Source organism: Gymnodinialimonas sp. JB5-7 (assembly GCF_055693405.1).
Window position 1 is genome coordinate 1224489 of the sequence record NZ_JBVFUX010000012.1, and the last position, 24680, is coordinate 1249168.

Below are 24680 nucleotides of genomic sequence, written 5' to 3' on the forward strand. Positions count from 1 at the left end.
GGTCGATTAGCAATGCTTCAGTCGTGTTCGACCCGGGCCTGCCAGATGACGAGATCAGGTCAACCGCTGCAGACCTGAGCAAGCGTCTTGGCAGCGTTTGAATGAGCATTGGAATTTGCGGATCGAGGGTGGTCCTACACGATCAGTGCGATTATGTTGCCAAGCGGGACGTGGTTCTCGCAGACATTCGCACAAACAGATCATGCGCTGGGAGGTCGAGATTGCGACGGGGCGGAGGCGTGCGATTAAGCCGCGCCGCATGTTCACCGTTGCTGCCCTCTACCATTTCGCCAAAGTGCCGGACCCTTCTGCCGTGAAGGGACCGTTGGCGGAGGTTGCGTGCAAGACTGGGGTGAAGGGCTCGTTGTTGATCGCGCCGGAGGGGATCAACGGGACAATTGCGGGGTCACGGGACGGGATCGATGCGGTGCTGGCGCGTATTCGGGCTTTGCCGGGGTTTGCCGCGGTTGGAGTGGAAGGAGAGCCATGCGAACGAGCCTCCGTTCAACAAGCTCAAGGTGCGCCTGAAGAAAGAGATCGTGACGATGGGGGCGCCGGGGTTGGATCCGACCTCGGTCGGGACCCATGTGGACCCTGCCGATTGGAACGCGTTGATCAGTGCGCCGGATGTGGCGGTGATTGATACGCGGAACGATTACGAGGTGGCGATTGGGACGTTCGAGGGGGCAGTGGACCCCGAGACGACGAGCTTTCGGGATTTTCCGAAATGGTGGGACGAGAACAAGGAGCGGTTCGGGAACAAGCGGATCGCGATGTTCTGCACGGGCGGCATTCGGTGCGAGAAATCAACGGCGTTTCTGAAGGCGCAGGGGGTGGAGGATGTGTTCCACCTGAAGGGCGGTATCCTGAAATATCTGGAAGAGGTGCCGGAGGAAGAGAGCCTGTGGCAGGGCGGATGTTTCGTGTTCGATGAACGGGTGGCCGTGGGGCACGGGTTGGAAGAGACGGAGCATTTCCTGTGCCGCGCGTGCCGGCGGGCTTTGGTGCCCGAGGATCGCGCGCGGGCAGAGTTCGAGGAAGGAGTTTCGTGCCATTTGTGCTTGGCCGAGCATTCCGAGGCAGACCGCGCGCGATTCCGGGAACGGCAACGGCAGATCGAATTGGCGAAGGCGCGCGGAGAGACGCATCTGGGGGGATGACGGGAGACGCTCGCTTGCAGCGTCGCCCCTCCCGCCCTCCCGTAGGATTAAAACCGGCTGACCGCGGTTCTGTGCGGACGGGACAGATTTGCATTTTCATGGAACAAAGAAGGTCAGGCGTCCTCAAAGTCGCGCAGGGCGGCCATCTCGAACGGGCGAAGCTCCCGATGTGACAGTTCGCGCGCGGGATGAGCGGGATCGGCCAGCTCGGGAAAGAGGGTGAGCAGCTCGTCATAGAGCGCTTTGTCCTTGGTCATGTGGTAGTCGCCCACGAACAGGCTTTCGCACGGCGTGCCCTCCGCAAAGATGATCTGGTGGCGATCGAACATCAGGTGGAAATAGGTCACCAGCGGGCGGGGAGAGCGGCGGATCTTGCCGCCGTCGCACAGGTGCACCGCGGCACAGAGGACGGCGTTGGTTTCAAACAGCATCTCGCAATTCGGGTCTTGCAGCAGCATGCGGTGGCGCGGCGAGACGTAGAGCGCGCGGTCATTGTCGAGGGCACCGGGCGCGAAGCGGATGGGGGCGAGCGGGCCGTCGCCCCGCACGGTTTTGTGGCCGACCCAGCGCAGGGTCTGGGCCCCATCTGTCATGGTCAGGACAGTGTCGCCGGGTTTGAGATGCTCAACAGCGACCGGCCCACGATCTGTTGCCACGCGCGTTCCGGCGGCGAGGCAGATGACCGAAATATTCTCGGTCGGGATGTTGAGGTAGGTGAATTGGCGGGTGGAGCCATCGGGCAAGGTGACAATGACTTGTCCGCCCGTGGGCGAGAACGGCGAGATGGTCGCGCCCTCGGGGATGATCATGGAGTTCACGCCCGACCCGCCTTGCACGAAGGTTGTGTTGACGGATGTGACGATCAGATCGTCCCCTTCGCCCCCGTCGAGATTGCCGGAGCCGTCCTCGCCGAACAGGGTATCGGCCCCCGCCCCGCCGGACAGATTGTTGTTGCCTTGCCCGCCCCGCAGGATGTCATCGCCTTCGCCGCCAGTGATGTTGTTGTTGCCGATGCCGCCGATGAGAGTGTCGTTGCCGCCCCCGCCGTCGATTTGGCCGCCATCGCTGCCGTCATCGGTGAAAGTGTCGTCGCCCGATCCACCGACATATCCGAAGCTGTCCAGACCGACGGAGCCGCCGATGATATTGTCGGCGTCATTGCCGCGGAAGGCGACGAAATTGCTGAAAGAGCCGCCCGCAAGGTTGCTGTCGGCGAACGTCGTGGCGGTGTTTGTGGTGGTGTCGATGAAGGTGATCGAGGTGCCATCCATGATGATCTGCACGGTATCCGGCACATCTACGGCGTTGATTGTGCTTTCTGCAGACACATCCTGGGCCGCCCAAAAGGACGGATCGAAGATATTTCCAGCGTTCAGATTCAAGAAAACAGGCATGGTCACATTACCCCTGTGTCATGCCCCCACCGATAGCGAAGGTAAGGGCATCTATCCCGGGGAATAATGTGGCGGGTGCTGCACGTGTGGGAGCGGCAGAGGATTGCCGAAGATCGCCGGGCCGGGCGGTGAACCGCCTAAATTGGTTAACAAGGTAGCGGGAGAACAGCTTAAATTATGTGCGTTTTCCCTGCTGAATGCCGATGAGCAGCACCGGTATCGCGCACGCGGCGACAGCGGACGAGAGTGGGACAATGGCCCGAAAGCGGTGAGTTCGGCGATGAGCCGGGACGTGCGCATCGAGGCGGGCGGTTGATCATCAAGGCGTTCCAGAGACGGTTGTGGCTTGCGTGTTCCGATGGAACGAAGAGGCTTGGGGCACACTTTTGCCCCAATCCTGGCGCATAGGCTGAGTCGAACGCTTGGAAACAATGCGCGAGGGTAGATTTGGCTTGGCGCGTTACACAGCGGACAGGTTAGGATCGCGACCACGGCGATTAGCGTGCATATCCTTAACGATGGATCAGGCTATCCGAGCGAACAGGCCAGATGTTGGGGCTATCGCCAGGATCTGCACCAGCGTTTTCACCCGAATCGCATCCGGATGCGAAGTCAAGTCAGGCCGACTTCTTGCACGAAGAAGAGCGGCAAGAACTTGCAGAGCTCATGGGCAATCGAGGCGCAGAAGATGAATGCGGCTGCGAACCAGAGGCCGTTGACGCGGAGCTTAAGTCAACGGGAGGTTTGGGCGGTGCGGGTGCCGTGATGTCTGGGGCAGGCCCACCCGCCAAACCAACGCCCATGTGACCGCGAGCGCACGGCCAGTTGAAGACTGCGTGCGGCCGATGCTGCCTGCGAGCGTGAAACTGGCAGCTGGGCCGATCATCCATGCGGCGGAGGTGGTCGCGCGCATCCAGGCGTTGAAGGTTTGGCGCGGAATGCCATGACATCTGTCAATATCACCCGTGGCGAACGTGCCGGCGCTTGAACGTGTCGCGGAGGCCGAAGCCGAGAACGTCGAGAGTGAGCATGACTGGCAGCGTCGGCGAGACAACCATGGACAGGCTGCGTCCAGCGCATACTGCCACGCGACAGCGATGCACGATGATCGGAAAGACGCCGCGCCTCGCCGTCGATGGCGTTTTGCGAAGTAGAGCGATTCGAGGGCTACGGCGAAGGAGACGGCGAGTCGCGGCATGGACGCTGAGCATCCGAGGGCGGCTGTCCCAGGCCTTCGACGCATGAGAAGGGCATGAAGGGCACGATTGCGGAATTGCAGAGTGTGCTGGTGAACGCTGCAGAAGGAATGCGGCGAGCGGCGCGCGGCGGGGCTCATGTGGCATCGCGCGGTCTGCTGACCGAGCGCAAAAAAGCCCCCGACCGCTGAGGGCCGGGGAGTTTGGGGACACGTCTGAGGGACAGAGATCTTCCCTTTCGGGAAGGAGGGGAGAGAGCGCCGGGGGAGGAGAGAGAGGGCAGGGAGGAGGATTTGGCGCTCTCTATTCTTGAAACTTTGTGGTCCGGACGCCCAACCTGCAGGGGAAACGGGGGCTAGGGTCGATTGGGCGTCCGGGGTTCCGGCCCCCAAGGAGTGTTCCCGTGGGGCCGAACTGAGGGCTGGGTGCGAGGGAAAACCGTTCGCTTTACCAGCCGAAGGTGAAGACGAGGTCGCCGTCGTTGCCGTTCTGGGCGATGGCGCCGTTGGTGTTGTTGCCGAACTGGAAGAGACCGCCGGCATTGCCGCCACCGCCCTGTACGAGGGAGCCGTTGTGGCCGTTGCCTTCCTGATGGACGACACCGATGTCACCACCCGAGGCTGCGTTGGTGAGAATCTCAACCGCGTCTCCGCCGTTGGCGATCTGGTATCCGATCAGACCCAGCGCGATCAGGTCACGCTCTTCCTGGGTCTGGGCCGAGATGCCGAAGCTGATCTGGCCTTGGGCGGCGGCAGGCAGGGCTGCAACGGCGGTGGTGGCGGCGAGAGTGGCGGCGATAATGACTTTCTTAAACATGGGCTTGGTTCCTTTGAAAAATGTGGTGTTTGAAAAATTGAAGGGGTTGGAAAAGGGTTTCGTGTTTAGAGGTCGGCGGGGCAGCGATATTCACGCCCGTCGATGGTGAGGGTCAGTTCCGCGTTGAGGCTGGAGGCCGAGCCGGAGGTCATCATGCGACCCAGCGTTACGGTCTCACCGGCGCGGGCCGAGAAGGGTCCACCCTGATTGAGGCGGGTGCCGGGGCCTTCAACGCGCAGGCTGTAGATGCCGGAGACGGCCTCGGATGCCTGAACGACGGGGGCCAGCGTGAGCATGGAGCCCTGGGCTTCGGCGGTGATCACGCATGCGACCGGTGCTGCGGCTTGGGCATGGGCGTCGCGGGTCAGGTCGGCGGGTTCTGCCGAGATCGCGGTGCAGCCCAGGACGGCCGAGCTGATTGCGGCGAGGCCCAGAGCGGTGCGGGATTTCGAAAACTTGGTCATTGGCCTGTCCTTTTCAAAAAATCTGGTTGGTCTTGGAATGAGGATCCGGGGGCGGGGTGAAGGGGAGAAGGGGATCCCGCCCCCGGAGGGTGTCGGCTTAGTTCTGGATGATCACGCCGACGTTGCCGTTGCCGATCTGAGTGGCAGTGGCGTTGTTGCCGTTGCCGACCTGGATGATGCCCAGAGCGTTGCCGTTGCCGGCCTGAACGGCGTCTGCCGTGTTGTTGAAGCCAAACTGGGCCGTGCCGACTGCGTTACCGGAGCCATACTGCTCGGTGTAGGAGCCGTTGCCGACGCCCTGCTGGCCGATAGCGGTCTGGTTGCCGAAGCCGTCGGTGAAGGCGATGGCTTCGTTGCCAATGCCGTCCTGGTAAACGCTGGTGTTGTTGCAAGCGCCAAGCTGCGTGATGCCTGCGCCGTTAACCCAACCAAACTGGGTCAGAGCAGCGTTGCTGCATGCGGAAGCGGAAGAAGCGGCGATAACCATCAGAGTGGCGGAAACGGCAGCGGTTTTGATGAGTGCGAATTTCATGGGTCGAAGTCCTTAAATAAAGTTTTGGTTCAGGTGTGTGTTTCAGGTTCAGGTGTTATTGGCCCGGTTGGGGGTGTGCCCCGTTGAGCCGATGACCAGAACATGGCCCCCAACCGCCCCGTCAGACAATTTCAGCGAAAAGAAAGGTCATAACAGGGGTATGTTATCGGATGTCATTGGATTAAGTAGCTGAAAAATAACAATTAAAAATACACCTCGACGCGGCTGACGTAACGTCGAAATACTTGCCCAATAGCACTCTGACAGGGCCATGAAATGGCGATGTTATCGGGTGTCATCGGCGCAGGTAAGGTTTCCCCGCAGTTCTTGGCCGACCATGTAAGGGGAAAGATTCGGATAAAGGGACCCTTAAGGTAAGGCTAGCCTTACCTCTGACGAATGATTCGAATCGACTTGGATTTTCGGCTTAGCCCGGAAAGGTCTCGTGGAGAATCCTCCAGGCGGGCAGAAGCGGTGGAATCATCGCATTGAGCGTCTTGAGAAGGCCGGCTTCTTGCCAGCCGCCCGGCAGATCGGCGGACAGGGCGAAGGCCTTGCGCTTGAGCAGCTCCGCATGGGGATGGTCCGGGTCGAACGGTTTAGGCACGCGCTTGAGCGGGTCCGGCCCCCAGTCGGAGAGCGTTGCACCGGATGCGTCCATCGCGTCAGTCAGGTTGTCGCCATGACGGTCAACCATATTGCGGTAGGCGGTGAGGCTGTCTTTTTCGAGATGCATTAGCCCCATGCCGAGGATGAGGTAGTCGGGCGAGGCACCGAAGAACCACGCGGGCGTGGGGGCTTGGCTGGGCTGGGACCAGAGCAGATGCAGGTGCGTGTTGTACGGCGTCTTGTCCTTGGAGAAGCGCACGTCACGGTGGATACGGAAGACTTTGGGCTTGTGGGCGCGGCCGGTGTGCTTGGCGAGGTCTTCGGCGAAGAGGTCTGCGAGAAGTTCGGCGGGCTTCTTGATCTCCGCAGTGTAGGTGGCTTTGTGGGCCTCGTAGAAGTCGCGGGTGTTGTTTGCGCGCAGGTCGGTGAAGAACCCGTTGGCGCGGGTGATCATCTCGGCGAAACCGTCAGACATATGGGGGCCTCCGTTTTGGGGGAGGGTAACGCGTGTGGCGAGACAAGTCCCGCCCTACGGTTCGGTCATGATGGCCATTGTGGGAGGCGCCGCGCGGTGATGGCTAGAAGTCGAGGTTCTCCACACTCAGCGCATTCGCCTGAATGAACTCCCGCCGGGGTTCCACCACGTCGCCCATCAGCTTGGTGAAGATGTCGTCCGCCTCGGCGAGGTCCTCGATCTTCACTTGCAGGAGGGTGCGTGCCTCTGGATCTAGGGTGGTTTCCCAAAGTTGGTCGGGGTTCATCTCACCCAGACCTTTGTAGCGCTGCATTTGCTGGCCCTTGGCGCCTTCGTCGAGGATGGCCTGCAGGAGTTCCGTGGGGCCGTGGATCAGTTGCTCGCGGTCTTTGCGGGCGAGGGTTGAGGGCTCGCGATAAACGCTGCGCGTGTCTTGGGAGACTTCGCTGAGTTTACGCGCCTCGCCGGAGCGGAGGACAGCCCCATCGAGGGTGCGGATTTCTTCCACGCCGCGCAGGACGCGGGACTGAGCCGGATGCCATGATCCTGGGTGATGCGCCCTTGCCAGCCGCGTTCATATTCAACGGCCACTAGATCGAGCCGTTTGGCCACGTCATCGGCCACGCCCTGCAAGTCGCTGTCGGCCTTGCCGGGGTCGAAGGCGCCCGCGATGGCGGCCTGTTCGACGATGTGGCGGGGGTAATGGGTGGGGAAGGCATCGAGGATGCGCTTGAAGTTGCGTGCGCCCTCGACGACGCGGGCGAGGTCTTGGCCTGCAATCTCCTCGCCGGAGGGCAGGCGTAGAGACGCGCCTTCGATGCCTTGGGCGACGAGGTAATCCTCTAGCGCGGCCTGATCCTTGAGGTAGACCTCGGACTTGCCGCGGCTGACTTTGTAGAGCGGCGGTTGCGCGATGTAGAGATTCCCGGCCTCGATGATCTGGGGCATTTGGCGGAAGAAGAACGTCAGCAGCAGCGTGCGGATATGTGCGCCGTCGACATCGGCATCCGTCATGATGACGATCTTGTGGTAACGCAGCTTCTCGATGTTGAACTCATCCCGGCCGATGCCGGTGCCGAGCGCGGTAATGAGCGTGCCGATTTCCTGCGATCCGAGCATCCGATCAAAGCGGGCGCGTTCGACGTTCAGGATCTTGCCGCGCAGAGGCAGGACAGCCTGATTGTGGCGCGAGCGGCCCTGTTTGGCGGAGCCACCGGCGCTGTCACCCTCCACCAGGAAGATTTCGGATTTGGCGGGGTCTTTCTCCTGACAATCGGCCAGTTTGCCGGGCAGCGAGGCGACATCCATCGCCGTCTTGCGCCGGGTGAGTTCGCGCGCCTTGCGGGCGGCTTCGCGGGCGACGGCGGCCTCGATGATCTTGGTGACGATCACGCGCGCCTCTTGCGGGTGCTCTTCAAACCATTCCTGAAGCTTCTCGTTTACAAGTCCTTCGACTGCGGGGCGAACCTCGGACGACACCAGCTTGTCTTTGGTCTGGGAGCTGAATTTCGGGTCGGGCACTTTCACGGACAACACGCAAGTCAGCCCCTCGCGCGCGTCGTCGCCGGTGAAATTCACCTTCTCTTTCTTCGCGATGCCAGAGGATTGCGCGTAGAGGTTGATCGTGCGGGTCAGCGCGCCGCGAAAGCCCGCCAGATGGGTCCCGCCATCGCGCTGCGGGATGTTGTTGGTGAAGGGCAGCACGGTCTCGTGGTAGCTGTCGTTCCACCACATGGCGACTTCGACGCCGATTTCGTCCTTTTCACCGGTAATGAAAATCGGCTCTTCCATGGCGGAGGTTTTGGAACGGTCGAGGTAGCGGACGAATTCGCGCACGCCGCCTTCGTAGAAGAGATCGCTTTCCAAAGCGTCCGCGGGTCGTTCATCGCGCAAGATGATGCGGACGCCGGAATTCAGGAAGGCCAGCTCACGCAGACGGTTTTCGAGCGTCTTGAAGACATAGTCGAGGTTCGAGAAGGTTGATGTGGAGGCCATGAAGCGCACTTCGGTGCCAGTTTTGCCGCCCGCGTCACCGACAACCTCCAGATGCTTGACGGTATCGCCACGCTCAAAGCGGGCGATGTGTTCCTTGCCGTCGCGCCAGATGCGCAGTTCCAGCCAATCGGAAAGCGCGTTGACGACCGAAACGCCCACGCCGTGCAGTCCGCCGGAGACTTTGTAGGAATTGCTGTCGAATTTCCCGCCCGCGTGCAGCTGGGTCATGATGACCTCGGCGGCGGAGACGCCTTCTTCCTCGTGAATGCCCACGGGAATACCGCGGCCATTGTCGCTGACGGATACGCTGCTATCGGCGTGGATCGTGACGGTTACGGCGTCGGCGTGGCCGGCCAAAGCCTCATCAATACCGTTGTCCACGACCTCATAGACCATGTGGTGCAGGCCCGAGCCATCGTCGGTGTCGCCGATATACATGCCTGGGCGCTTTCGAACCGCCTCCAAGCCTTTGAGAACCTTGATGGAATCGGCGCCGTAATCTTCCGGTGTCGGGGTTTGCTCTGCCATGTGATTTTTGTCCCGTTTTGTTGCGCAATATATACGCATTTCGGGGCAGGATGTCACGCGATTGGCACAAGATTTGGGGGAAGTGCAGCAGGCCCAGTGCAATAGGGAACCGGCCCCCTGCGGACACAAAAAAACGGGGCACGATGTGCACCGTTTTTTCCGCCTTCCGCGCTGGCTGCCATGTAGCCGGAAAGCCTACTGGAGTTCTGATATCAGTGTGCTGTTTCGGTCAGCGCCGGTTGTTCGAAGAAGGCCTGCGCCTTGGCCAGCATCTCGGCGTCTTCGCGGCGCACGGCTTCAAGTTTGGCGTTGTAATGGGCTGCAAGCGCCTCGAGGCGACGACGCCGCGCAATCCTTGCGAGGCGCTCCGTCGGGGACGCGGTCACTGCGGGGATGCAGAAATCGTCGAGGCTGGGTGCTTTCTGAAGCACATCCTGGAACATGGATTTGAGCTCAGACTGGGTGACCGAGGATTTGCGGTCATCGGCGATTGCGCTCGGTGACCATTCTTGGCGGTCGAAAGCAAGATCGAACATGTTGGGACCTTCGTTGGTACTATGCCGTGCAGACGGGGCAGCTGCAGATTGAGGCCACTTTCGCTGTTGAAGGCCGGGTGGGGTATTGCCCCCATGGTCGAAAAGAGCGGTTTACACCCTGGGTTGGTAAGCGGCCCGAACGGAGTGTCGAGATCGGCCTTGGCGCCCAAGTTCTGCCATATTGCGCCCTTTTCCGAGCCTGCATCTACACGGTCCACCCTAGGGTAGAAGGCGCTTATTTTTATGGTGAAAATTGTGTTTTATCGTGCGTTTTGGGGTCAACACAGATCCGCCATATCTCCGCCCAATTAGGATGCGAGTGTTTAACGGAAGATTAAGAAAATGTGCCGTCCATACAGAGATCCGGCAGATCTCCGGTGCCCGAAAGAATCGATGAGTGGAATGACGTTTGAGCACGACATTTTGCGGCGCAATGGCCGCGAATACACACAGCGGTCGAGGAGTCTGACCCCATGAATGCAGCTGCACATCGGTTGTTCATGTTCGCGATTCTCGGGTTTCAATTGGCCTGTTCGGCAATCTTCCTTGCCAGCCTTCTCCGTGGATCGCTGACCTCTGGCGCGCAGCACTTGCCATTTGTGGTTGAGGAGAGCGTCATGATCCTGGCCAGCATTAGCCTGACCTTGGGACCCGCGATCACGGTGCTGTTCATCCGCCGCAACCAAGCGGTGATCGAGCGGCTCGACCAGCAAATTGGCGCGGTTTCCGGAAACTACCAGCTTCAGGTGGAAGCGCTGTTCCGAGATTGGGACCTGTCCACATCGGAATCCGAGATTGCGATTTACGCCATGAAGGGCTTTTCGAACGCCGAGATTGGCGCGTTGCGCGGGACGTCAGCCGCCACGGTGAAAAGCCAGATGAATGCGATCTACCGCAAGTCGGGCTTTGCCAACCGCCAGCAATTGATTGCCTTCCTCGTCGAGGAGTTGCTGCAAGGTGTCGACGCAGTAAAGGACCGGCCGATGGAGCAGCCAACGGCCCCGCGCGCGCCCTTCGTATTGGCGCACGCGAGTTGAATCCTGGCCTTGGGTGGTTTCACGTCAAGCTGACTTCATCCACGCCACTGCCGTCGACCCCGTCGTAAACCGAAAAAGTCTGCGCACGCGGCCCAAGCTCGGTGAATAATTCTGGGCCAGTCCCGGTCATCCATGCCTGTGCCTCGAGCGCGCAGATCTCATCAAACAGTGAAGCGCGACGATCTGCGTCCAGATGCGCCGCGACCTCGTCCAGCAGAACCAAAGGCGCCGTTCCGGTCTCGGCCTTGAGGGCGCGGGCATTGGCAAGGATGAGCGAGATCAGCAGCGCCTTCTGCTCACCCGTTGAGCATTGTTTGGCAGCGACACCCTTGTCGCGATAGATGGCGGCCATATCCGCGCGGTGAGGGCCGACAAGGGTGCGCCCGGCGGCAATGTCGCGGGGGCGAGAGTCGGCGAAGGCGGCCTCAAAATCCGCCACGCTGCGGCAGGGTGTTTCGACCTCGATATTGAGGTCTGCGGCTGGAAAGGCGGTTGCGGCATCGTTCTGCGCGGCCGCGATGCGGTTCAGGGCGAGTTCACGGCCTTCCACAATCCGAATGCCGGTTTCGGCCATCTGAGCTTCCAGCGCGCGGTACCAGGCCGGGTCGCGGATATCGTCCTTGAGCAGGCGATTGCGTTCGCGCATCGCCTTTTCGTAGGTCAGCACAGCCTCGGCATGGTCAGGCAGAAAGCTGAGCGTAATGCGGTCAAGAAACCGTCGCCGCCCATCTGCCCCCTCCATCCAGAGCCGATCTTGTGAGGGCACCAGCCAAACGATGCGCAGCAGCTTTGCCAGCGCCACCTGCGGCGCGCTCTTTCCGTCGATCTGGGTGATACGCGCTTGGGAGGGTTCAGCGGTCAGCGCGATCTCGTGCCCTATGCCCGCGCCTTCGATTTCGGCGCTGATCTTCCAGCCGATCGCCTCTGGCCGCCGGATGATGTCGTCGGCGGAGGCGCGACGCAGACCGCGCCCGGGGGACAGCAGCGACACCGCTTCCATCAGATTGGTTTTGCCCGCCCCGTTGGGGCCGAACAAGGCCACAGGCCGCCCGTCCAACTCGAGACGTACCCTGCGATGGGAGCGGAAATGCGAGAGCGCTAGTGTTGCGACGAACACCCTGCTCATCGCGCCACCGTGCTCATCTTTGTTCTAAAAATATGCCCGCCGGAGGCGTCGGCCATTCGTCAAACGCGCATCGGCATGACGACGTAGATCGCGCTTTCGTCATTGCCTTCGCGCATCAGCGTGGGCTCAGCCGGGGAGGAGAACATGAAGACCGCATTCTCGCGGTCCACCTGGCTGGCGATTTCCAGCAGGTATTTCGCGTTGAAGCCGATCTCCAGCTTTTCGTCGCCGTAGGCCACGGCCAACTCTTCCTCTGCATTGCCAGCGTCGGGCGCATTAACGGACAGGACAAGACGGTCTTCGTCCAATGCCATCTTCACCGCGCGGGAGCGTTCGGATGAGACGGTCGCCACGCGGTCCACAGCCTTGGCGAAATCGCCCGCGTCGACTTCCATCCGGCGGGTGTTCCCCATGGGGATCACGCGCGTATAGTCGGGGAAGGTGCCGTCGATGACCTTGGAGGTCAGTGTAATGTCGGGTGTGGCGAAGCGGATCTTGGTCTCGGACACCGAGACGGCGATTTGCGTGTCGTCATCGTCGAGAAGCTTGCGCAGCTCACCCACGGTTTTGCGGGGAACAATGACGCCCGGCATGCTTTCCGCGCCGTCCGGCAGATCGCTGTCGATGCGCGCGAGGCGATGGCCGTCGGTTGCTACGGCGCGCAGGGCTTTTCCGTTGTCGCCATCTGCGATGTGAAAATACACGCCGTTGAGGTAGTAGCGAGTCTCTTCCGTCGAGATTGCGAATTTCGACTTGTCGAAAAGGCGTCGCAATACGGGTGCGGTGGACGAGAAATTCGCGGCGTATTCGGTCGATGCCATGACCGGGAAATCTTCGCGGGGCAGCGTCGCCAGCTGGAACGAGGAGCGGCCTGCTTCAATGGTCAGACGACCTGCGGCGCTGTCCTCAGACAGGCTCACCAATGCGCCGTCTGGCAGTTTGCGGACGATTTCGTGGAAGGTGACCGCCGAAACCGTCGTTGCGCCGGCGCGTTCGACTTGGGCGGGGGCTTTGTCGACCACCTCGATATCCAGGTCCGTGGCGCGGAAGCTGACACTGTCACCCTCGGCCTCGATCAGCACATTGGCGAGGATCGGAATGGTATTCCGACGCTCCACAACGGATTGCGCCTGAGAGACCGCGCGCAAAAGGGTGGCGCGTTCGATGGAAAGCTTCATGTCCCTGGCTCCGACAGATGGCGGGGCCGCGAGACTGACCCGGACCCCGTTCTATGGCAAGTTGTTTATGCAGAATTCGCCTTGCAAGCGGGCGGGGTCAACCCCGCTTCGCGTCAGGCTTCCAACATGCGGCGCAGAAGTTCCGCATCTTCGGCAATCTGGCTGTCGATTTGCATCAACTCTTCGATCTTGCGCACGCCGTAGAGGATCGTGGTGTGGTCGCGTCCACCGAACTTCTTCCCGATTTCGGGCAAAGAGCGCGTCGTAAGCTTCTTGCAGAGATACATGGCCATCTGGCGTGGGCGGGCGATGGCACGCTGGCGGTTCTGGCTGATGATGTCGACCTGGCGGATCTTGTAGTAGTCGCAGGTCTTCTTGAGAATCTCGTCCATCGTGACCTTTCGGTCGGAGGCGCGGAGGATGTCGGCGAGGTTATCGCGGGCAAAATCCTCGGTCACTTCGCGGCGCACGAGATCACCCGTGGCGTAGAGACGGTTCAGGGCGCCCTCGAGTTCGCGGATATTGGATGCGATCTTGCGGGCGAGGAATTCCAGCACGCCGTCTGCAAACTCAACATGCGGGTACTTCTGGCTGAGGATGGCCGCCTTGTGCTGAAGCACGGACAAGCGCAGTTCGTAGTCCGTTGGGTGGATGTCGACCACCAGCCCGCTTTGCAGACGGGATGCGATGCGGCTGTCGAGTTCTTCCATATCAACCGGCGCACGGTCGCCGGAGATGACGATCTGTTTGCCCATTTCCACCAGCGCATTGAACGTGTGGAAGAATTCCTGCTGGGTCGAAGTCTTGCCAGCGATGAACTGGACATCATCGACCATCAGCACATCAACGTTGCGGAAGGTTTCCTTGAAGTCGAAGGTGTTCTGCTCGCGCAAGGCGCGGACGAACAGGTGCATGAATTGCTCGGCCGACAGGTAGAGAACCTGCGCGTCAGGGAATCGTTCCTGTAGATCCCACGCGATGGCGTGCATCAGGTGCGTCTTACCAAGGCCAACCCCGCCGTAGAGGAAGAGCGGGTTGAACGTGACGTCGAGCGTTTCAGCCACGCGGCGGGCCGCAGCGTGGGCCAGTTCGTTCGGTTTGCCGACCACGAAGTTGGAAAATGTCAGCGCCGGGTTAAGCTTCGTTCCAGGCAGGTCAGTGGAACGAGCGGTTGCGATTTGCGGGCGTGGCGCTGGTGCGGGCTGAGGTGCTGGCACGGCGGCGGGTGCGGGGGCTGCTACGGCTGCGGTTGCAGAGGCCAACTCCAATTCCGGGGCAGGTGCGACGGGCTGTGGAGCTGGTGTATTGGCCGCGGCTGTAACCGGCTTGCGTGCGCCAACTGCGAATTCAACACGATCCGCGCTTACACCATGGGACGCGAGGTGGCGCAGGATCAGATCGCCGAAGTTGTTGGACACCCAAGAGCCAATAAAGCTGGTCGGCACGTTAAAGTGCGCCGTGCGCTCGTCCACGCGGTCAAAGGAAATCGGTTCAATCCAAGCTGAAAAGTTGTTCTTCCCGACAACTTGCAGCAATTCCTGACGAACTTGGCCCCATGTTTCGTTTGTCATTCCCTCGTCCAGTCCTTTTTGTCTCGCCCGAGTGTCTGGCTGCGCCCGGTGCATATCCACAATCCGCCTGCAAGCCCTCCGCCACGTGAGCAAACAGCACCGCCCGCCGCTGGATTCCCAACGGTTAAAGGTGTCGTTCGCGCTGTACGTGCACGTGGGAGGATGTTTAGGACGCGACTGGATTGCACGAGCATTTCCCCTCACGGGTTATGACGTGTTTCCCTACACTCCCTTTCCAAAGCGCCGGCCCTGTCCTGCCGGGACGTCTGAATGCTGTCCGTCATCCATACCGTCTTTGCTTTGAACCGGGGCATTGCGCCCCTCATCCGCCCCCCAAGGCGTCTGACTCGCTAGGAGAAGGTATCGGGAGTCGCGCGCGCCTCGCAACATCTCTTAATGCTTGACTCTGCCCCTTTCGAAAATCGAATCTCCCGGGCCGTATTAGACCCTTGTCTGCGTTACGATTTTCCAGAAGAAAAAAGGCGCCCCGGTGACGGAGCGCCTTCAAAATAAGGGTCATATGTGGGCGATTACGCGCCCATTGCCTTCACACGGGACGCAAGACGCGACATTTTCCGTGCGGCGGTGTTCTTGTGCAACACACCTTTGGTCACACCGCGCATCAGTTCGGGCTGGGCGGATTTCAGCGCTTCGGCGGCCGCAGCCTGATCGCCGGATGCGATAGATTCTTCAACCTTGCGGAGGTGGGTGCGGATGCGCGAACGGCGGGCTTTGTTTACGGCAAAACGACGCTCGTTCTGGCGGGCGCGTTTCTTTGCCTGGGGCGAATTTGCCATGGTGTTTGATCCTTCGTCGGAACGGTTGCAACGGTTTACGCGCGGGAGAGTCCCGACCCCGGGTTCACTACCGGGCAGAATCTGGCCGAAGCGGGCCTCACACGCATGTCTGGCGCGGCGTTTAAGGGAAACGGCGCGGGCTGCCAAGCCCTTACTTGTCGCGGAATTGCGGTTCGCGCTTTTCGATGAAGGCGGACATGCCCTCAGATTGGTCTTCCGTCGCGAAGAGCGAATGAAACATGCGGCGTTCGAACAGCAGGCCTTCGGAAAGGCTGAGTTCTTCGGCGCGGTTGACGGCTTCTTTCGCGGACATGGTCGCGATCATGGATTTTTCGGCGATCTTGGTGGCGGCACCCATCGCCTCTTCCATCAGCTTTTTGGCGGGTACAACGCGGCTGACGAGCCCGGAACGCTCGGCCTCTTCGGCAGCCATGAAGCGGCCGGTGAGGTGCATGTCCATGGATTTGGATTTGCCTACCAACCGGGTCAGGCGCTGCGTGCCCCCATTCCGGCAATGACGCCAAGGTTGATTTCAGGCTGCCCGAACTTCGCCGTTTCCGCTGCAATGATGAAATCGCAGGCCATGGCCAGTTCGCAGCCACCACCCAGGGCATAGCCCGCGACCGCCGCAATGACTGGCTTGCGGATACGTTCAATATTGTTGGCGGCCTCGGCAAAGAGGTTCTCGTACACCACATCCGTGTAGGACTTCTCGGCCATCTCGGTAATGTCTGCCCCGGCGGCGAACGCCTTCTCGGAGCCGGTGATGACGATGCAACGCACTTTGTCGTTAGCGTCAGCTTTCGCGAGCGCTTTGCCCAACTCGTCCAGCAACTGCGTGTTCAGCGCATTGAGGGCATCGGGACGGTTCAATTTGATGAGGCAGATATGATCTTCGACGTCGACGATCAGGGTCTCATAGGCCATGGATTGGTGCTCGGGCGCTGTTGAAACGAGCCTTGAGGCTTAGCACCAGTGGCGGTGGGTTCAACTACCTTTGACAGGCCGAGCAGTAGAAACTGGACCGCCCCGATTGGACCTTGCGTTTGATTTTCTCTTGGCAATCCGGGGTTTGGCAGGGTTCGCCTTCGCGTCCATAGACCGAAAAGGTGTGTTGAAAATATCCCAGTTCGCCATTTGCTTGCCGGTGATCGCGCAAGGAAGACCCACCTGCTTCGATAGCTTCAGCCAATACATCGCGGATGATTGGGACCAATTGGGCGACTCGGGCGGCTGAGATGCGGCCCGCGTGCCGAAGCGGCGAAATTCCTGCGCGATAGAGGGCTTCGCACACATAGATATTGCCCAATCCTGCGACGATGCGCTGATCGAGCAGAACGGACTTCACTGGCGACCGCTTTCCGTCGAACGCCGCAATAAGGTGCGCTTCGTTGAATGCGTTTCCAAGGGGCTCCGGCCCCAGATCGCGGATCAGCCAATGACTGTCCTGCTGAGCCGTTTCCATCAGATCCATTGCGCCAAATCGGCGGGCATCGTTGAAGGTGATACGCGCACCCGCTTCGGTGTCGAGCACGACATGATCGTGTTTCTCAGGCGTCGGGTGATGATGATGAAATTGTCCTATCGGATCACCCGATACTGTCATCCGACCCGACATACCCAAATGAATCAAAAGCGTCTCGCCGGTATCGAGGTCGGCAAGGATGTATTTCGATCTGCGACGGAGGGATTTGACGGTCGCGCCGGTCAACCGTTCGGCCATACGGTCGGGGAAAGGCCAACGAAGATCGGGGCGATTTATAGCTGCTTTCGTGATGCGGGCGCCTTCGAGCGCGGGCAGAAGGCCGCGACGGACTGTCTCTACCTCTGGAAGTTCAGGCAAATCGGGCTTTCCTTGTGTGGCATCAGGGTGCGTTGCAGGCCCCCGGCTGGCCTCTATAAGAAGGGGTGTTGAGGTAAAAGGACAAGACCCATGGCGGATGACAATCGGACCCATTTTGGCTTTCAGGATGTTGCCGAAGATCAGAAGGCCGGAATGGTCCATGGGGTCTTCACCAATGTGGCCTCAAAATACGACGTGATGAATGACGTGATGAGCGTTGGCATCCACCGCATCTGGAAGGATGCGATGATGGATTGGCTGGCCCCGCGCGATGGGCAGATGCTGCTGGATGTGGCGGGCGGCACTGGCGACATCTCGTTCCGGTTCCTGAAGCGTGCGCCGAATGCCCATGCGACTGTCTTCGATATGACGCAGAGCATGTTGGACGAAGGCGAAAAGCGCGCCGAGGCGGAGGCGATGGCCGACAAGCTGGATTGGGTGTGCGGAGACGCGATGGCGCTTCCCTTCGCGGACAACAGCTTTGACGTCTACACGATCAGCTTTGGCATCCGGAATGTGGTGCGGATCAATGAAGCACTGGCCGAGGCCTATCGCGTGCTTAAGCCCGGCGGGCGATTGATGGTCCTTGAGTTCTCGCAACTGCCCAATGACGGGATGCAGAAGCTTTATGATCTGTACTCCTTCAACGTGATCCCGCGCATGGGGCAGGTGATCGCCGGGGATCGGGACAGCTACCAATACCTGGTCGAATCGATCCGGAAGTTCCCTGATCAGGATAAGTTTGCCGGCATGATCGGCGATGCCGGGTTTGAACAGGTCAGATATCGTAACCTGTCGATGGGAATCGCGGCACTGCATTCGGGGTGGAAGCTCTAGGTGCGCGGCCCTCACAACATTTGGCGGCTGGCGCGGACGGGCGCCACATTTGAACGCACGGGCGCCATGGGCGCCGTACTGGAGGCGATGGAAGCCCCGCGTGCAATCCGCATTGCGGCGCGGGTGCTGGGTTGGCCCTTGAAGTGGTTTGGCTTGCGCGGTGATCCGTTGATGCCACCGGTGCCCCGCGCGCTGCAGGCGCTGGGGCCTGCGTACATCAAGTTCGGACAGATCCTATCGACCCGACCCGATGTGGTCGGCCCTGAAATGGCCTTGGAACTACAGGTTCTGCAAGACAAGTTGCCGCCCTTTCCCACCGCCGACGCACGGCGCGTTGTCGCCGCGGAGTTGGGGCAGCCGCTGGAAGAGGTGTTTAGCGATTTCTCCGAACCAGTGGCTGCGGCGTCCATCGCGCAGGTTCACCGGGCAACTCTGAGGGATTCTGGCCGTGATGTCGCAGTGAAGATCTTGAGGCCGGGAATTGACCGTGCGTTTCGCAAAGACGTGGACGCATTTCACCTGATGGCTACGCTGATCGAAACGCTTTCGCCGTCATCGCGGCGGCTGCGGCCACGGGATGTGATTGATCATTTCGAAGGCGTTGTCCTGCAGGAGCTGGATCTGCGTATTGAGGCCTCCGCCGCAGGCGAGTTCTATGCCAATACCGAAGCCGATGAAGGCTTCGTTGTTCCAAAGGTCGAATGGGGCATGTCCTCCCGGCGGATGATGGTGTTGGGGTGGGCTGAAGGCCTGCCGCTGAGCGATTTGGACGCGATTAACGCCGCGGGGCATGACAAAGCCGGGCTGGCCAGCACTGCATTGCAGATGTTTCTGCGACATGCGCTGCGCGACGGGTATTTTCACGCTGATATGCATCAGGGCAATCTGAAGGTTGCGCCGAACGGCGATCTGGTGGCGCTGGATTTCGGCATCATGGGCCGGCTGGATGAATATACGCGGAGGGTCTACGCGGAAATCCTGATGGGGTTCATCCGCAAGGACTACCGGCGTGTGGCGGAGGTCCATTTCGAGGCGGGCTATGTTCCCGCGGATCGGGATGTTGCCGAATTTGCGCAAGCGCTGCGGTCTGTGGGCGAGCCGATCTTTGGCATGGAGGCCAGCAAGATCTCCATGGGGCGGCTTTTGGCGTTTCTGTTTGAAGTAACGGAACGGTTCGGCATGGAGACGCGGACCGAGCTGATCCTGCTGCAGCGGACCATGGTGGTTGTCGAAGGTGTCGGTCGGTCGTTGGACCCCGATCTGAATATCTGGGCCGCCGCGCGTCCGGTGGTCGAGGAATATATTGCGCGCAACATCGGGCCGCAGGCCGTGGCGCGCGATCTGTGGCGCACGGCGCTTGTCCTGTCGCGCTTTGGCCCAAGACTTCCGCAACTGGCGGAGGCGGCCTTGATCGCGCAGGCTCATCCCGAGCGCCCGAAACGAAAGAACCGTTGGCCAGAGCGGGTTTTGATCGGCTCTGCGGGTCTGGCCCTCGGGTTGGCCGCCGCCCTGATTTGGGCGGCGTTCTGATTAATCTGGACTGCGCAGGCCTTGCACGGTTTCCGATGGAATGCTGACGCCGTTGGACATGGTCACCCAAACTTCACCGTTCAGCGTCTGCGCCTCGGTGATTTCGGCGAAAACGAAAGCGTAACGTTCTTCAAGCACCTCTTCACCGCGCCAACTCTGCGCTGACAGCGTGTAGGTGCCGTTGGGCAAAGGTTGGCCATTGTTGTCGAGGCCCGTCCATTCAAAGGGATCTTGGCCGAGGACGGCAGGCGTGTTTGCAACGACGGCGCCGGTTTGGTCCCGCACAATCAGTTCCACCCGGTCTGCCAGAGGCGAGGGCGCGAGTTGGACCGTCGTCGATTGACCGGCGAAATTCACGGGCATCTCGGCCCGCGCTTCCATCCCGATCCATCCAGAGAGTTGCCCCATATTCATGGCTGTGAATGCCCCCTGAAGTTCACGCAAGAGGTCGTTCGTCTGAACCTGTTGTTCCACGCCCGAAAAGGTCGCGAGTTGTGCCGTGTATTCGGTTGAGTCGGCGGGGTTCAACGGGTCCTGGTTGCGCATCTGGGTGGTAAGCAATTGCAGAAACATGTCGAAGTCAGACGTGATGGCGGATGCCGTTTCTGCGGCAGCTGCGTTTGCGCCAGACGTTGCGTTTGCGGGGAGTGATGAGAGTATTTCCATTGCGATATTCCTAGAGTCTCAAATCCATGGCACCGGTTGGTGTCACCGATTGCGAGTGTGGTGTTTCGGGGGAATGGGCTGCCGGTGTTTCGGATGCCTGTTTGCCTGGGCGTTCAGGATCATCTCCGCCAGATCGGCCGTTTGAGCGATCTTGAGAGATGCTGACGGAAGGCGCATCAATCCCGGCCTCCGAAAACTCCTGGTTCAGGAGATCAAGATGGCGACGCATCAGTTCGGCCGTCTCTGGCCGCTCGGCATGGATCGTCAGGGTGAGGACCCCCGCAAGCTCAACCAACTGCATCCGCACCCTACCCAATTCGGGTGGATCGAGAGCCAGTTCCAACGGTTGACCTGGTTCTGCGTTTCTATCGCTTAGGGCTGCAGCAATCTGTTGCGCCACCAGCATCGGCGTATGGTTTGGGCCATTCGGCGAAAGCGGGACGGCGGTTGCAGAAAAGCTTGAAGCTGTGGGCGCGTTCGCGCCAATCATCTGCGCATCCAGAGCGAGTGCGATTTCCTGTTCCGATGCGCCTTGGGGCATAGCCGTCTGCGCCGAAGACGATACCACTGTCCAGGTCATGGGCGGGACCTGCATGCGAGCCTGAGGAAGAGATGTGGGAATTCCCTCAGAACCTCTCGGGGCGATCGGTGAGGAAGTGAGGAAGGGTTTTTGCACGTCCGGCGGGTCGGCCAAAATCGGGAGGGCGGTCACCTGGATTTCCGGTTCCACAGTTTGCAAAACCGTCAGTGGGATGCCTGCCGGCGTTGGCCGAGCTGGCATGGGATTTTGCACGGGCGACGAAAGCCGAGCTGTTGCAGCCAGATCTCTGCTGGGCGGCACCGGCCTAGGCACATCCGACTTGGTGAATTGCTGTGGAATCTCGGCTTGGTCTGCGGGAGGCACGACCTGCGCTGCGCTTTGATCTTGAGTGCGGATCAGCTGTTCTGTGGGCTGACGCGTGGTGACTGGCGCGCCATTGCCTTCGACCATCGGACGCGTCGAATCTGGCCCGAGCAACATTCTGTTTGATGGCTGAGGGCGTTCTGTTTTGGGTTGCAGCGGCTCTGCGCCATCGGGCGTGGTTGCTGTCGGCGCGGTATACGCAGCGATCGGAATAGGGTCCGCAGAAGCAGGGTTGCCCATGCCGGGTCTCGTGGTTGAGGGCGCGTTAGCAGTCGTCTTGAGCGCATTGGGTGCCACTGGACGTTCTACAGCAAGCCGCGCTTCTGAGAGCGTCGCCGCCACACTAGTCTGCGGCATTGGAGGTGCCAGAACGCCCAAAGGGGACGACCCTGAGGCGGGCCTTGCCGTGGCTGCAGAAAAGACTTGTTTTGGCAGAGTCTCAAGCTCCCCTGCGGCGACTAGGAAAGCCTCAGGGGGCAGAACATTTCCAGTGCCTGAGGAATTCTGAGCGGGAATCTGTTGATCCGCCGACACCGCCGGTTCGGTGGAGGTCTGAGCCTGCGCGATTTGCGGTATCTGCGTCGGCTCATCAGCCAATCGGATTGTCTGCTTTGGCACTTCTTCCGATGGTGCTTGCGAGACAGTCACTGCCATTCGCGAGCTGGCGCTGTCTTGGATTCCAATTGGGAAGGGAATTGCTGCTGTGGCCGCGTTTTCGGCGCTGCTTGCGAATTCACCCTCTCCGAAAATCGCAATGAACGGGACTTCCGAAGGAAGCGCGTCCGCACTGGTCACGCGTGAGGCGTTAGACGAACCACGATTGGCGGTCATGAGGCTTTGAAACAGATCATCCATTCTGGTTGTCCGTCTGATTTCGGTTGCGCCATGCCTAGGGTTGCGACCCTTACGAATTCTTTACGTCCCTCTGGCAAGCTCGAAAAAAATCCATCGAATGTGAGAGAATTCCATGACGACGGACACCATGATTGTGACTGCGGGCGCACCCGCAACGACACACGCGACGCCACAGCACGATGCCCTGCGCGAAGTTGCGCAGGATCTGGAGGCCGCCTTTCTGGCTGAGATGCTGAAGCATGCGGGCTTCGGAGAGGCGCGCGATAGTTTTGGCGGCGGTGTTGGAGAAGAACAGATGACTTCGCTCATGCGGGCCGAACACGCGAATGCGTTGGCAGCACAGGGCGGAATTGGGTTGGCAGAAACGATCTTCCAGTCACTGGTGCGTCAGGCTGAGGCCGGGCAATGATGGGACTAAGCCGGCCTGCCTCCGATGTATTGACGGAATTGCTGGATGCGCAAAAAGCAGCGTTGCTGTCTGGCGACATAGCGGCGCTCACCAAACTTGAAGCACCTCTGGAACAGGCATTTGAACGGTTGAAAAGGCAGACGATTTCTGAACCGGTGATGTTGCGTATCAGGGAAGCGGCACGGCGCAATGCGGTGCTTTTGAAAGCTGCAAAATGCGGGCTTGCTACGGCCCGCCTGCGGGTTAGCAACCAGATGTCGTCTGGCCTGACGGTCTATGACGCGCAAGGAAACAGCCGATCGACGTCCGATGCTTCGTCGAGGTTGCTTGCCCGGCGTTAAGGCTCAGTTTTCGTTCAAATCCAACCGATTGAAATGGCCCTGATTAGGACCTTGTTCACATGTTTGGAGGCAAACCAGCATCGCACCAAATCGGTGGCGTAGGCTGACACACCCCAGCCCGCAGACGTCAGAAAGACGGTTCATCCAGCGCACGAAATCCTGCGCTGCCTGTAATCCGGCGTGAAAAGCACGCCCCGGAACTTCTAGGAAAGGGACACTATGTCCAGCATTCTGACGAACTCGAGCGCGATGGTCGCGCTTCAAACCCTCAAATCCGTAAACTCGAACCTGCAGCAGACCCAGTCCGAGATCTCGACGGGTAAGTCCGTGGCCTCGGCGAAGGACAATTCGGCTGTTTGGGCGATTTCCAAGGTCATGGAATCCGATGTCAAAGGTTTCAAAGGTATTCAGGAGAGCCTGAGCTTGGGCGAGTCGACCGTCGCCGTGGCGCGCAACGCGTCCGAGACCGTGACGGACCTTTTGACCGACATCAAAGGCAAGATCGTTGCCGCGCAGGAAGAGAACGTGGATCGTGAGAAGATCCAGACCGATATCAATGCCTTGCGTGATCAGATCGGTGCCGTTGTAGGCGCGGCTCAGTTCAACGGCCTGAATCTGGTACAGGGGACAGAAGAAGTTAATATCCTGTCGTCTCTGGACCGTAGCGGATCTGGTGACGTGTCGGCATCGAACATCCGCGTCGATCGCCAGGATCTGACCTCGACTGCGGGCGTAAACGGTGTGGGCACCGGCAATGACTTGTCGGCGCAGATCGTTGATGCGTCCGGTGGGTCGAGCGCATTTGGCGGCTCCACGCTAACGAATACCGGCAATTCAGCGGTCATTCAGTTTGCTCAGACGACCGGTTGGGACACGGGAGACGCGACTTCGATCACGATTGCTGGCCAGACCGTAACCTATACAGCGGCCGCGGATGACCAGACCGAGACCAACGCACGCGACGCGTTGCTGTCTAGCCTCCAGGCCCTGGACCTCGAAGGCATCACGTTTGCCTCTACCAGCACTAACCAGATCACCGTGACATCGACACGTTCGTTCGATGGCGTTGATCTGTCTATGACCGACACTGTCACGGGCGGGAATGGCAACAGCTTCATTCAGTCCATCAACGGGACACCCACGGGTAACACCACGACCGAGTCGGGCACGATCGAGCAGCGTGCGGAAGAAGTGTTCTTCACCACGGCGACAGCGCCTTCGGAAGGCAATTCCTATCAGGCTTCCATCGGTGGCACTGCCTATTTCTATACGGCAAGCGCCGGTGAAACGATGGAGGATGTTGCACGAGGCCTGAAGACGGCCATCGATGCTGCCGGCGTTGAAGGCGTGACCACGCAAGTTGCGATCAATGACAGCACCGGCGAAGTCAGCCTGAAGGTCGATAACTCGTCTTCAGCTAGCTTGGCCTTCGCAACTGCTGCCGCAGATGGCGGCGAAGCGTCTGGCGGATTGTTCGGTTTGGATGCCATCGACGTGACAACGAACGAAGGTGCAGATTCGGCACTCGATAACATCGAGACGCTGATCCAGAACTCGATCGATGCTGCAGCATCGTTTGGTTCGGCTCAAGGGCGGATTGAAACGCAATCTACTTTTGTTGGCTCACTGGTAGACTCGCTGAAGTCCGGCATCGGCACTCTTGTGGATGCTGACATGGAAGAAGCTTCGGCGCGACTGCAGGCCCTTCAGGTTCAGCAGCAGCTTGCGACGCAGTCGCTGTCGATTGCCAACCAGGCGCCGCAGAACATTCTGTCGTTGTTCCGGTAACAACACTCGGGTCGGGGCGAATGTTTTTGCGTCCCGACCCAAATCCAAACAATTGATCCCCAAGCGGCCCAATGCACGCAGACCAATGGAGCC

The 24680-nt window shown here is 60.1% G+C and carries 21 protein-coding genes and 3 pseudogenes; 9 read left to right on the forward strand and 15 right to left on the reverse strand.

Features of this window, described 5'->3' with window-relative positions; genetic code table 11:
• Positions 1–259 precede the first annotated feature (259 nt).
• Positions 260–1160 (forward strand): annotated as a pseudogene (gene trhO, locus ACZ1HK_RS14485) (oxygen-dependent tRNA uridine(34) hydroxylase TrhO).
• A gap of 113 nt (positions 1161–1273) precedes the next feature.
• On the opposite strand, the gene ACZ1HK_RS14490 reads toward trhO, so the two are convergent.
• Positions 1274–2554: a Hint domain-containing protein gene (locus ACZ1HK_RS14490; protein WP_472629285.1), complete on the reverse strand. Its 1281-nt coding sequence runs from the start codon at positions 2552–2554 to the stop codon at positions 1274–1276.
• A gap of 103 nt (positions 2555–2657) precedes the next feature.
• On the opposite strand from ACZ1HK_RS14490, the gene ACZ1HK_RS14495 reads away from it, so the two are divergent.
• Both ACZ1HK_RS14495 and ACZ1HK_RS14500 read left to right on the forward strand, forming a co-directional pair.
• Positions 2658–2870 (forward strand): hypothetical protein, encoded by a 213-nt coding sequence (locus ACZ1HK_RS14495; RefSeq protein WP_472629286.1) that lies wholly within the window; start codon positions 2658–2660, stop codon positions 2868–2870.
• A gap of 936 nt (positions 2871–3806) precedes the next feature.
• Positions 3807–3941 (forward strand): hypothetical protein, encoded by a 135-nt coding sequence (locus tag ACZ1HK_RS14500; protein ID WP_472629287.1) that lies wholly within the window; start codon positions 3807–3809, stop codon positions 3939–3941.
• 256 nt (positions 3942–4197) lie between these two features.
• Here ACZ1HK_RS14500 and ACZ1HK_RS14505 read toward each other — a convergent pair whose 3' ends face one another.
• The 6 genes and pseudogenes from ACZ1HK_RS14505 to ACZ1HK_RS14530 form a co-directional block, all read right to left on the reverse strand.
• Complete coding sequence (locus tag ACZ1HK_RS14505; RefSeq protein ID WP_472629288.1) at positions 4198–4566, reverse strand: hypothetical protein; 369 nt, start codon at positions 4564–4566, stop codon at positions 4198–4200.
• Between the two features lie 65 nt (positions 4567–4631).
• The gene (gene csgH, locus ACZ1HK_RS14510; protein ID WP_472629289.1) at positions 4632–5030 is read right to left on the reverse strand and encodes a curli-like amyloid fiber formation chaperone CsgH; all 399 of its coding nucleotides are present in this window, start codon (positions 5028–5030) and stop codon (positions 4632–4634) included.
• Between the two features lie 97 nt (positions 5031–5127).
• Positions 5128–5562: a hypothetical protein gene (locus tag ACZ1HK_RS14515; protein ID WP_472629290.1), complete on the reverse strand. Its 435-nt coding sequence runs from the start codon at positions 5560–5562 to the stop codon at positions 5128–5130.
• A gap of 427 nt (positions 5563–5989) precedes the next feature.
• The gene (locus tag ACZ1HK_RS14520; protein ID WP_472629291.1) at positions 5990–6646 is read right to left on the reverse strand and encodes a DUF2461 domain-containing protein; all 657 of its coding nucleotides are present in this window, start codon (positions 6644–6646) and stop codon (positions 5990–5992) included.
• A gap of 103 nt (positions 6647–6749) precedes the next feature.
• Positions 6750–9169: pseudogene (gene gyrB, locus ACZ1HK_RS14525) on the reverse strand (DNA topoisomerase (ATP-hydrolyzing) subunit B).
• Between the two features lie 212 nt (positions 9170–9381).
• Positions 9382–9705 carry a hypothetical protein gene (locus ACZ1HK_RS14530; protein ID WP_472629292.1) on the reverse strand — a complete coding sequence of 108 codons (324 nt, stop codon included), beginning with the start codon at positions 9703–9705 and terminating at the stop codon, positions 9382–9384.
• Between the two features lie 473 nt (positions 9706–10178).
• On the opposite strand from ACZ1HK_RS14530, the gene ACZ1HK_RS14535 reads away from it, so the two are divergent.
• Positions 10179–10742, forward strand: a complete 564-nt coding sequence (locus tag ACZ1HK_RS14535) for a helix-turn-helix transcriptional regulator (protein WP_472629293.1) — start codon at positions 10179–10181, stop codon at positions 10740–10742.
• A gap of 19 nt (positions 10743–10761) precedes the next feature.
• Here ACZ1HK_RS14535 and recF read toward each other — a convergent pair whose 3' ends face one another.
• The 6 genes and pseudogenes from recF to mutM form a co-directional block, all read right to left on the reverse strand.
• A complete protein-coding gene (gene recF, locus ACZ1HK_RS14540; protein WP_472629294.1) occupies positions 10762–11868 on the reverse strand; it encodes a DNA replication/repair protein RecF in 1107 nt (368 codons plus the stop codon).
• A 59-nt stretch (positions 11869–11927) separates the two neighbouring features.
• Positions 11928–13046 carry a DNA polymerase III subunit beta gene (dnaN, locus tag ACZ1HK_RS14545; protein ID WP_472629295.1) on the reverse strand — a complete coding sequence of 373 codons (1119 nt, stop codon included), beginning with the start codon at positions 13044–13046 and terminating at the stop codon, positions 11928–11930.
• Positions 13047–13159: 113 nt separating this feature from the next.
• On the reverse strand, positions 13160–14617 hold the full coding sequence (gene dnaA / locus ACZ1HK_RS14550; protein WP_472629296.1) for a chromosomal replication initiator protein DnaA: 1458 nt from the start codon (positions 14615–14617) through the stop codon (positions 13160–13162).
• 530 nt (positions 14618–15147) lie between these two features.
• On the reverse strand, positions 15148–15414 hold the full coding sequence (rpsT, locus tag ACZ1HK_RS14555; RefSeq protein WP_472629297.1) for a 30S ribosomal protein S20: 267 nt from the start codon (positions 15412–15414) through the stop codon (positions 15148–15150).
• 151 nt (positions 15415–15565) lie between these two features.
• Positions 15566–16341, reverse strand: a pseudogene (locus ACZ1HK_RS14560) (enoyl-CoA hydratase).
• A 64-nt stretch (positions 16342–16405) separates the two neighbouring features.
• The gene (gene mutM / locus ACZ1HK_RS14565) at positions 16406–17257 is read right to left on the reverse strand and encodes a bifunctional DNA-formamidopyrimidine glycosylase/DNA-(apurinic or apyrimidinic site) lyase (protein ID WP_472629298.1); all 852 of its coding nucleotides are present in this window, start codon (positions 17255–17257) and stop codon (positions 16406–16408) included.
• A gap of 90 nt (positions 17258–17347) precedes the next feature.
• On the opposite strand from mutM, the gene ubiE reads away from it, so the two are divergent.
• Both ubiE and ubiB read left to right on the forward strand, forming a co-directional pair.
• Complete coding sequence (gene ubiE, locus ACZ1HK_RS14570; protein ID WP_472629299.1) at positions 17348–18094, forward strand: bifunctional demethylmenaquinone methyltransferase/2-methoxy-6-polyprenyl-1,4-benzoquinol methylase UbiE; 747 nt, start codon at positions 17348–17350, stop codon at positions 18092–18094.
• Entirely contained in the window at positions 18095–19624 is a 1530-nt protein-coding gene (gene ubiB, locus ACZ1HK_RS14575) for a 2-polyprenylphenol 6-hydroxylase (protein WP_472629300.1), read from the forward strand.
• Here ubiB and ACZ1HK_RS14580 read toward each other — a convergent pair whose 3' ends face one another.
• Positions 19625–20290 carry a flagellar hook capping FlgD N-terminal domain-containing protein gene (locus tag ACZ1HK_RS14580; RefSeq protein ID WP_472629301.1) on the reverse strand — a complete coding sequence of 222 codons (666 nt, stop codon included), beginning with the start codon at positions 20288–20290 and terminating at the stop codon, positions 19625–19627. It abuts the gene before it with no gap.
• A gap of 10 nt (positions 20291–20300) precedes the next feature.
• On the reverse strand, positions 20301–21434 hold the full coding sequence (locus ACZ1HK_RS14585; RefSeq protein WP_472629302.1) for a flagellar hook-length control protein FliK: 1134 nt from the start codon (positions 21432–21434) through the stop codon (positions 20301–20303).
• A gap of 727 nt (positions 21435–22161) precedes the next feature.
• Between ACZ1HK_RS14585 and ACZ1HK_RS14590 the strand changes: the two genes are divergently transcribed.
• From ACZ1HK_RS14590 to ACZ1HK_RS14600, 3 genes are all read left to right on the forward strand, one after another.
• Complete coding sequence (locus ACZ1HK_RS14590) at positions 22162–22458, forward strand: rod-binding protein (protein WP_472629303.1); 297 nt, start codon at positions 22162–22164, stop codon at positions 22456–22458.
• The gene (locus ACZ1HK_RS14595; RefSeq protein ID WP_472629304.1) at positions 22455–22799 is read left to right on the forward strand and encodes a hypothetical protein; all 345 of its coding nucleotides are present in this window, start codon (positions 22455–22457) and stop codon (positions 22797–22799) included. The genes ACZ1HK_RS14590 and ACZ1HK_RS14595 overlap by 4 nt, the downstream gene beginning before the upstream one ends.
• 219 nt (positions 22800–23018) lie before the next feature.
• The gene (locus ACZ1HK_RS14600) at positions 23019–24587 is read left to right on the forward strand and encodes a flagellin N-terminal helical domain-containing protein (RefSeq protein ID WP_472629305.1); all 1569 of its coding nucleotides are present in this window, start codon (positions 23019–23021) and stop codon (positions 24585–24587) included.
• Positions 24588–24680 lie beyond the last annotated feature (93 nt).

What these genes read in the sequence shown, in the direction of transcription:
- ACZ1HK_RS14580 (WP_472629301.1), bottom strand. Translation starts at nt 20,290, where the DNA reads ATGGAAATACTCTCATCACTCCCCGCAAACGCAACGTCTGGCGCAAAC.
- ACZ1HK_RS14500 (WP_472629287.1), top strand. Translation starts at nt 3,807, where the DNA reads ATGAAGGGCACGATTGCGGAATTGCAGAGTGTGCTGGTGAACGCTGCA.
- ACZ1HK_RS14490 (WP_472629285.1), bottom strand. Translation starts at nt 2,554, where the DNA reads ATGCCTGTTTTCTTGAATCTGAACGCTGGAAATATCTTCGATCCGTCC.
- ACZ1HK_RS14535 (WP_472629293.1), top strand. Translation starts at nt 10,179, where the DNA reads ATGAATGCAGCTGCACATCGGTTGTTCATGTTCGCGATTCTCGGGTTT.
- ACZ1HK_RS14585 (WP_472629302.1), bottom strand. Translation starts at nt 21,434, where the DNA reads ATGGGCAACCCTGCTTCTGCGGACCCTATTCCGATCGCTGCGTATACC.
- ACZ1HK_RS14590 (WP_472629303.1), top strand. Translation starts at nt 22,162, where the DNA reads ATGACGACGGACACCATGATTGTGACTGCGGGCGCACCCGCAACGACA.
- ACZ1HK_RS14600 (WP_472629305.1), top strand. Translation starts at nt 23,019, where the DNA reads ATGTCCAGCATTCTGACGAACTCGAGCGCGATGGTCGCGCTTCAAACC.
- ACZ1HK_RS14520 (WP_472629291.1), bottom strand. Translation starts at nt 6,646, where the DNA reads ATGTCTGACGGTTTCGCCGAGATGATCACCCGCGCCAACGGGTTCTTC.
- recF (WP_472629294.1), bottom strand. Translation starts at nt 11,868, where the DNA reads ATGAGCAGGGTGTTCGTCGCAACACTAGCGCTCTCGCATTTCCGCTCC.
- dnaA (WP_472629296.1), bottom strand. Translation starts at nt 14,617, where the DNA reads ATGACAAACGAAACATGGGGCCAAGTTCGTCAGGAATTGCTGCAAGTT.
- ACZ1HK_RS14515 (WP_472629290.1), bottom strand. Translation starts at nt 5,562, where the DNA reads ATGAAATTCGCACTCATCAAAACCGCTGCCGTTTCCGCCACTCTGATG.
- rpsT (WP_472629297.1), bottom strand. Translation starts at nt 15,414, where the DNA reads ATGGCAAATTCGCCCCAGGCAAAGAAACGCGCCCGCCAGAACGAGCGT.
- ACZ1HK_RS14595 (WP_472629304.1), top strand. Translation starts at nt 22,455, where the DNA reads ATGATGGGACTAAGCCGGCCTGCCTCCGATGTATTGACGGAATTGCTG.
- csgH (WP_472629289.1), bottom strand. Translation starts at nt 5,030, where the DNA reads ATGACCAAGTTTTCGAAATCCCGCACCGCTCTGGGCCTCGCCGCAATC.
- ubiE (WP_472629299.1), top strand. Translation starts at nt 17,348, where the DNA reads ATGGCGGATGACAATCGGACCCATTTTGGCTTTCAGGATGTTGCCGAA.
- ACZ1HK_RS14505 (WP_472629288.1), bottom strand. Translation starts at nt 4,566, where the DNA reads ATGTTTAAGAAAGTCATTATCGCCGCCACTCTCGCCGCCACCACCGCC.
- dnaN (WP_472629295.1), bottom strand. Translation starts at nt 13,046, where the DNA reads ATGAAGCTTTCCATCGAACGCGCCACCCTTTTGCGCGCGGTCTCTCAG.
- ACZ1HK_RS14530 (WP_472629292.1), bottom strand. Translation starts at nt 9,705, where the DNA reads ATGTTCGATCTTGCTTTCGACCGCCAAGAATGGTCACCGAGCGCAATC.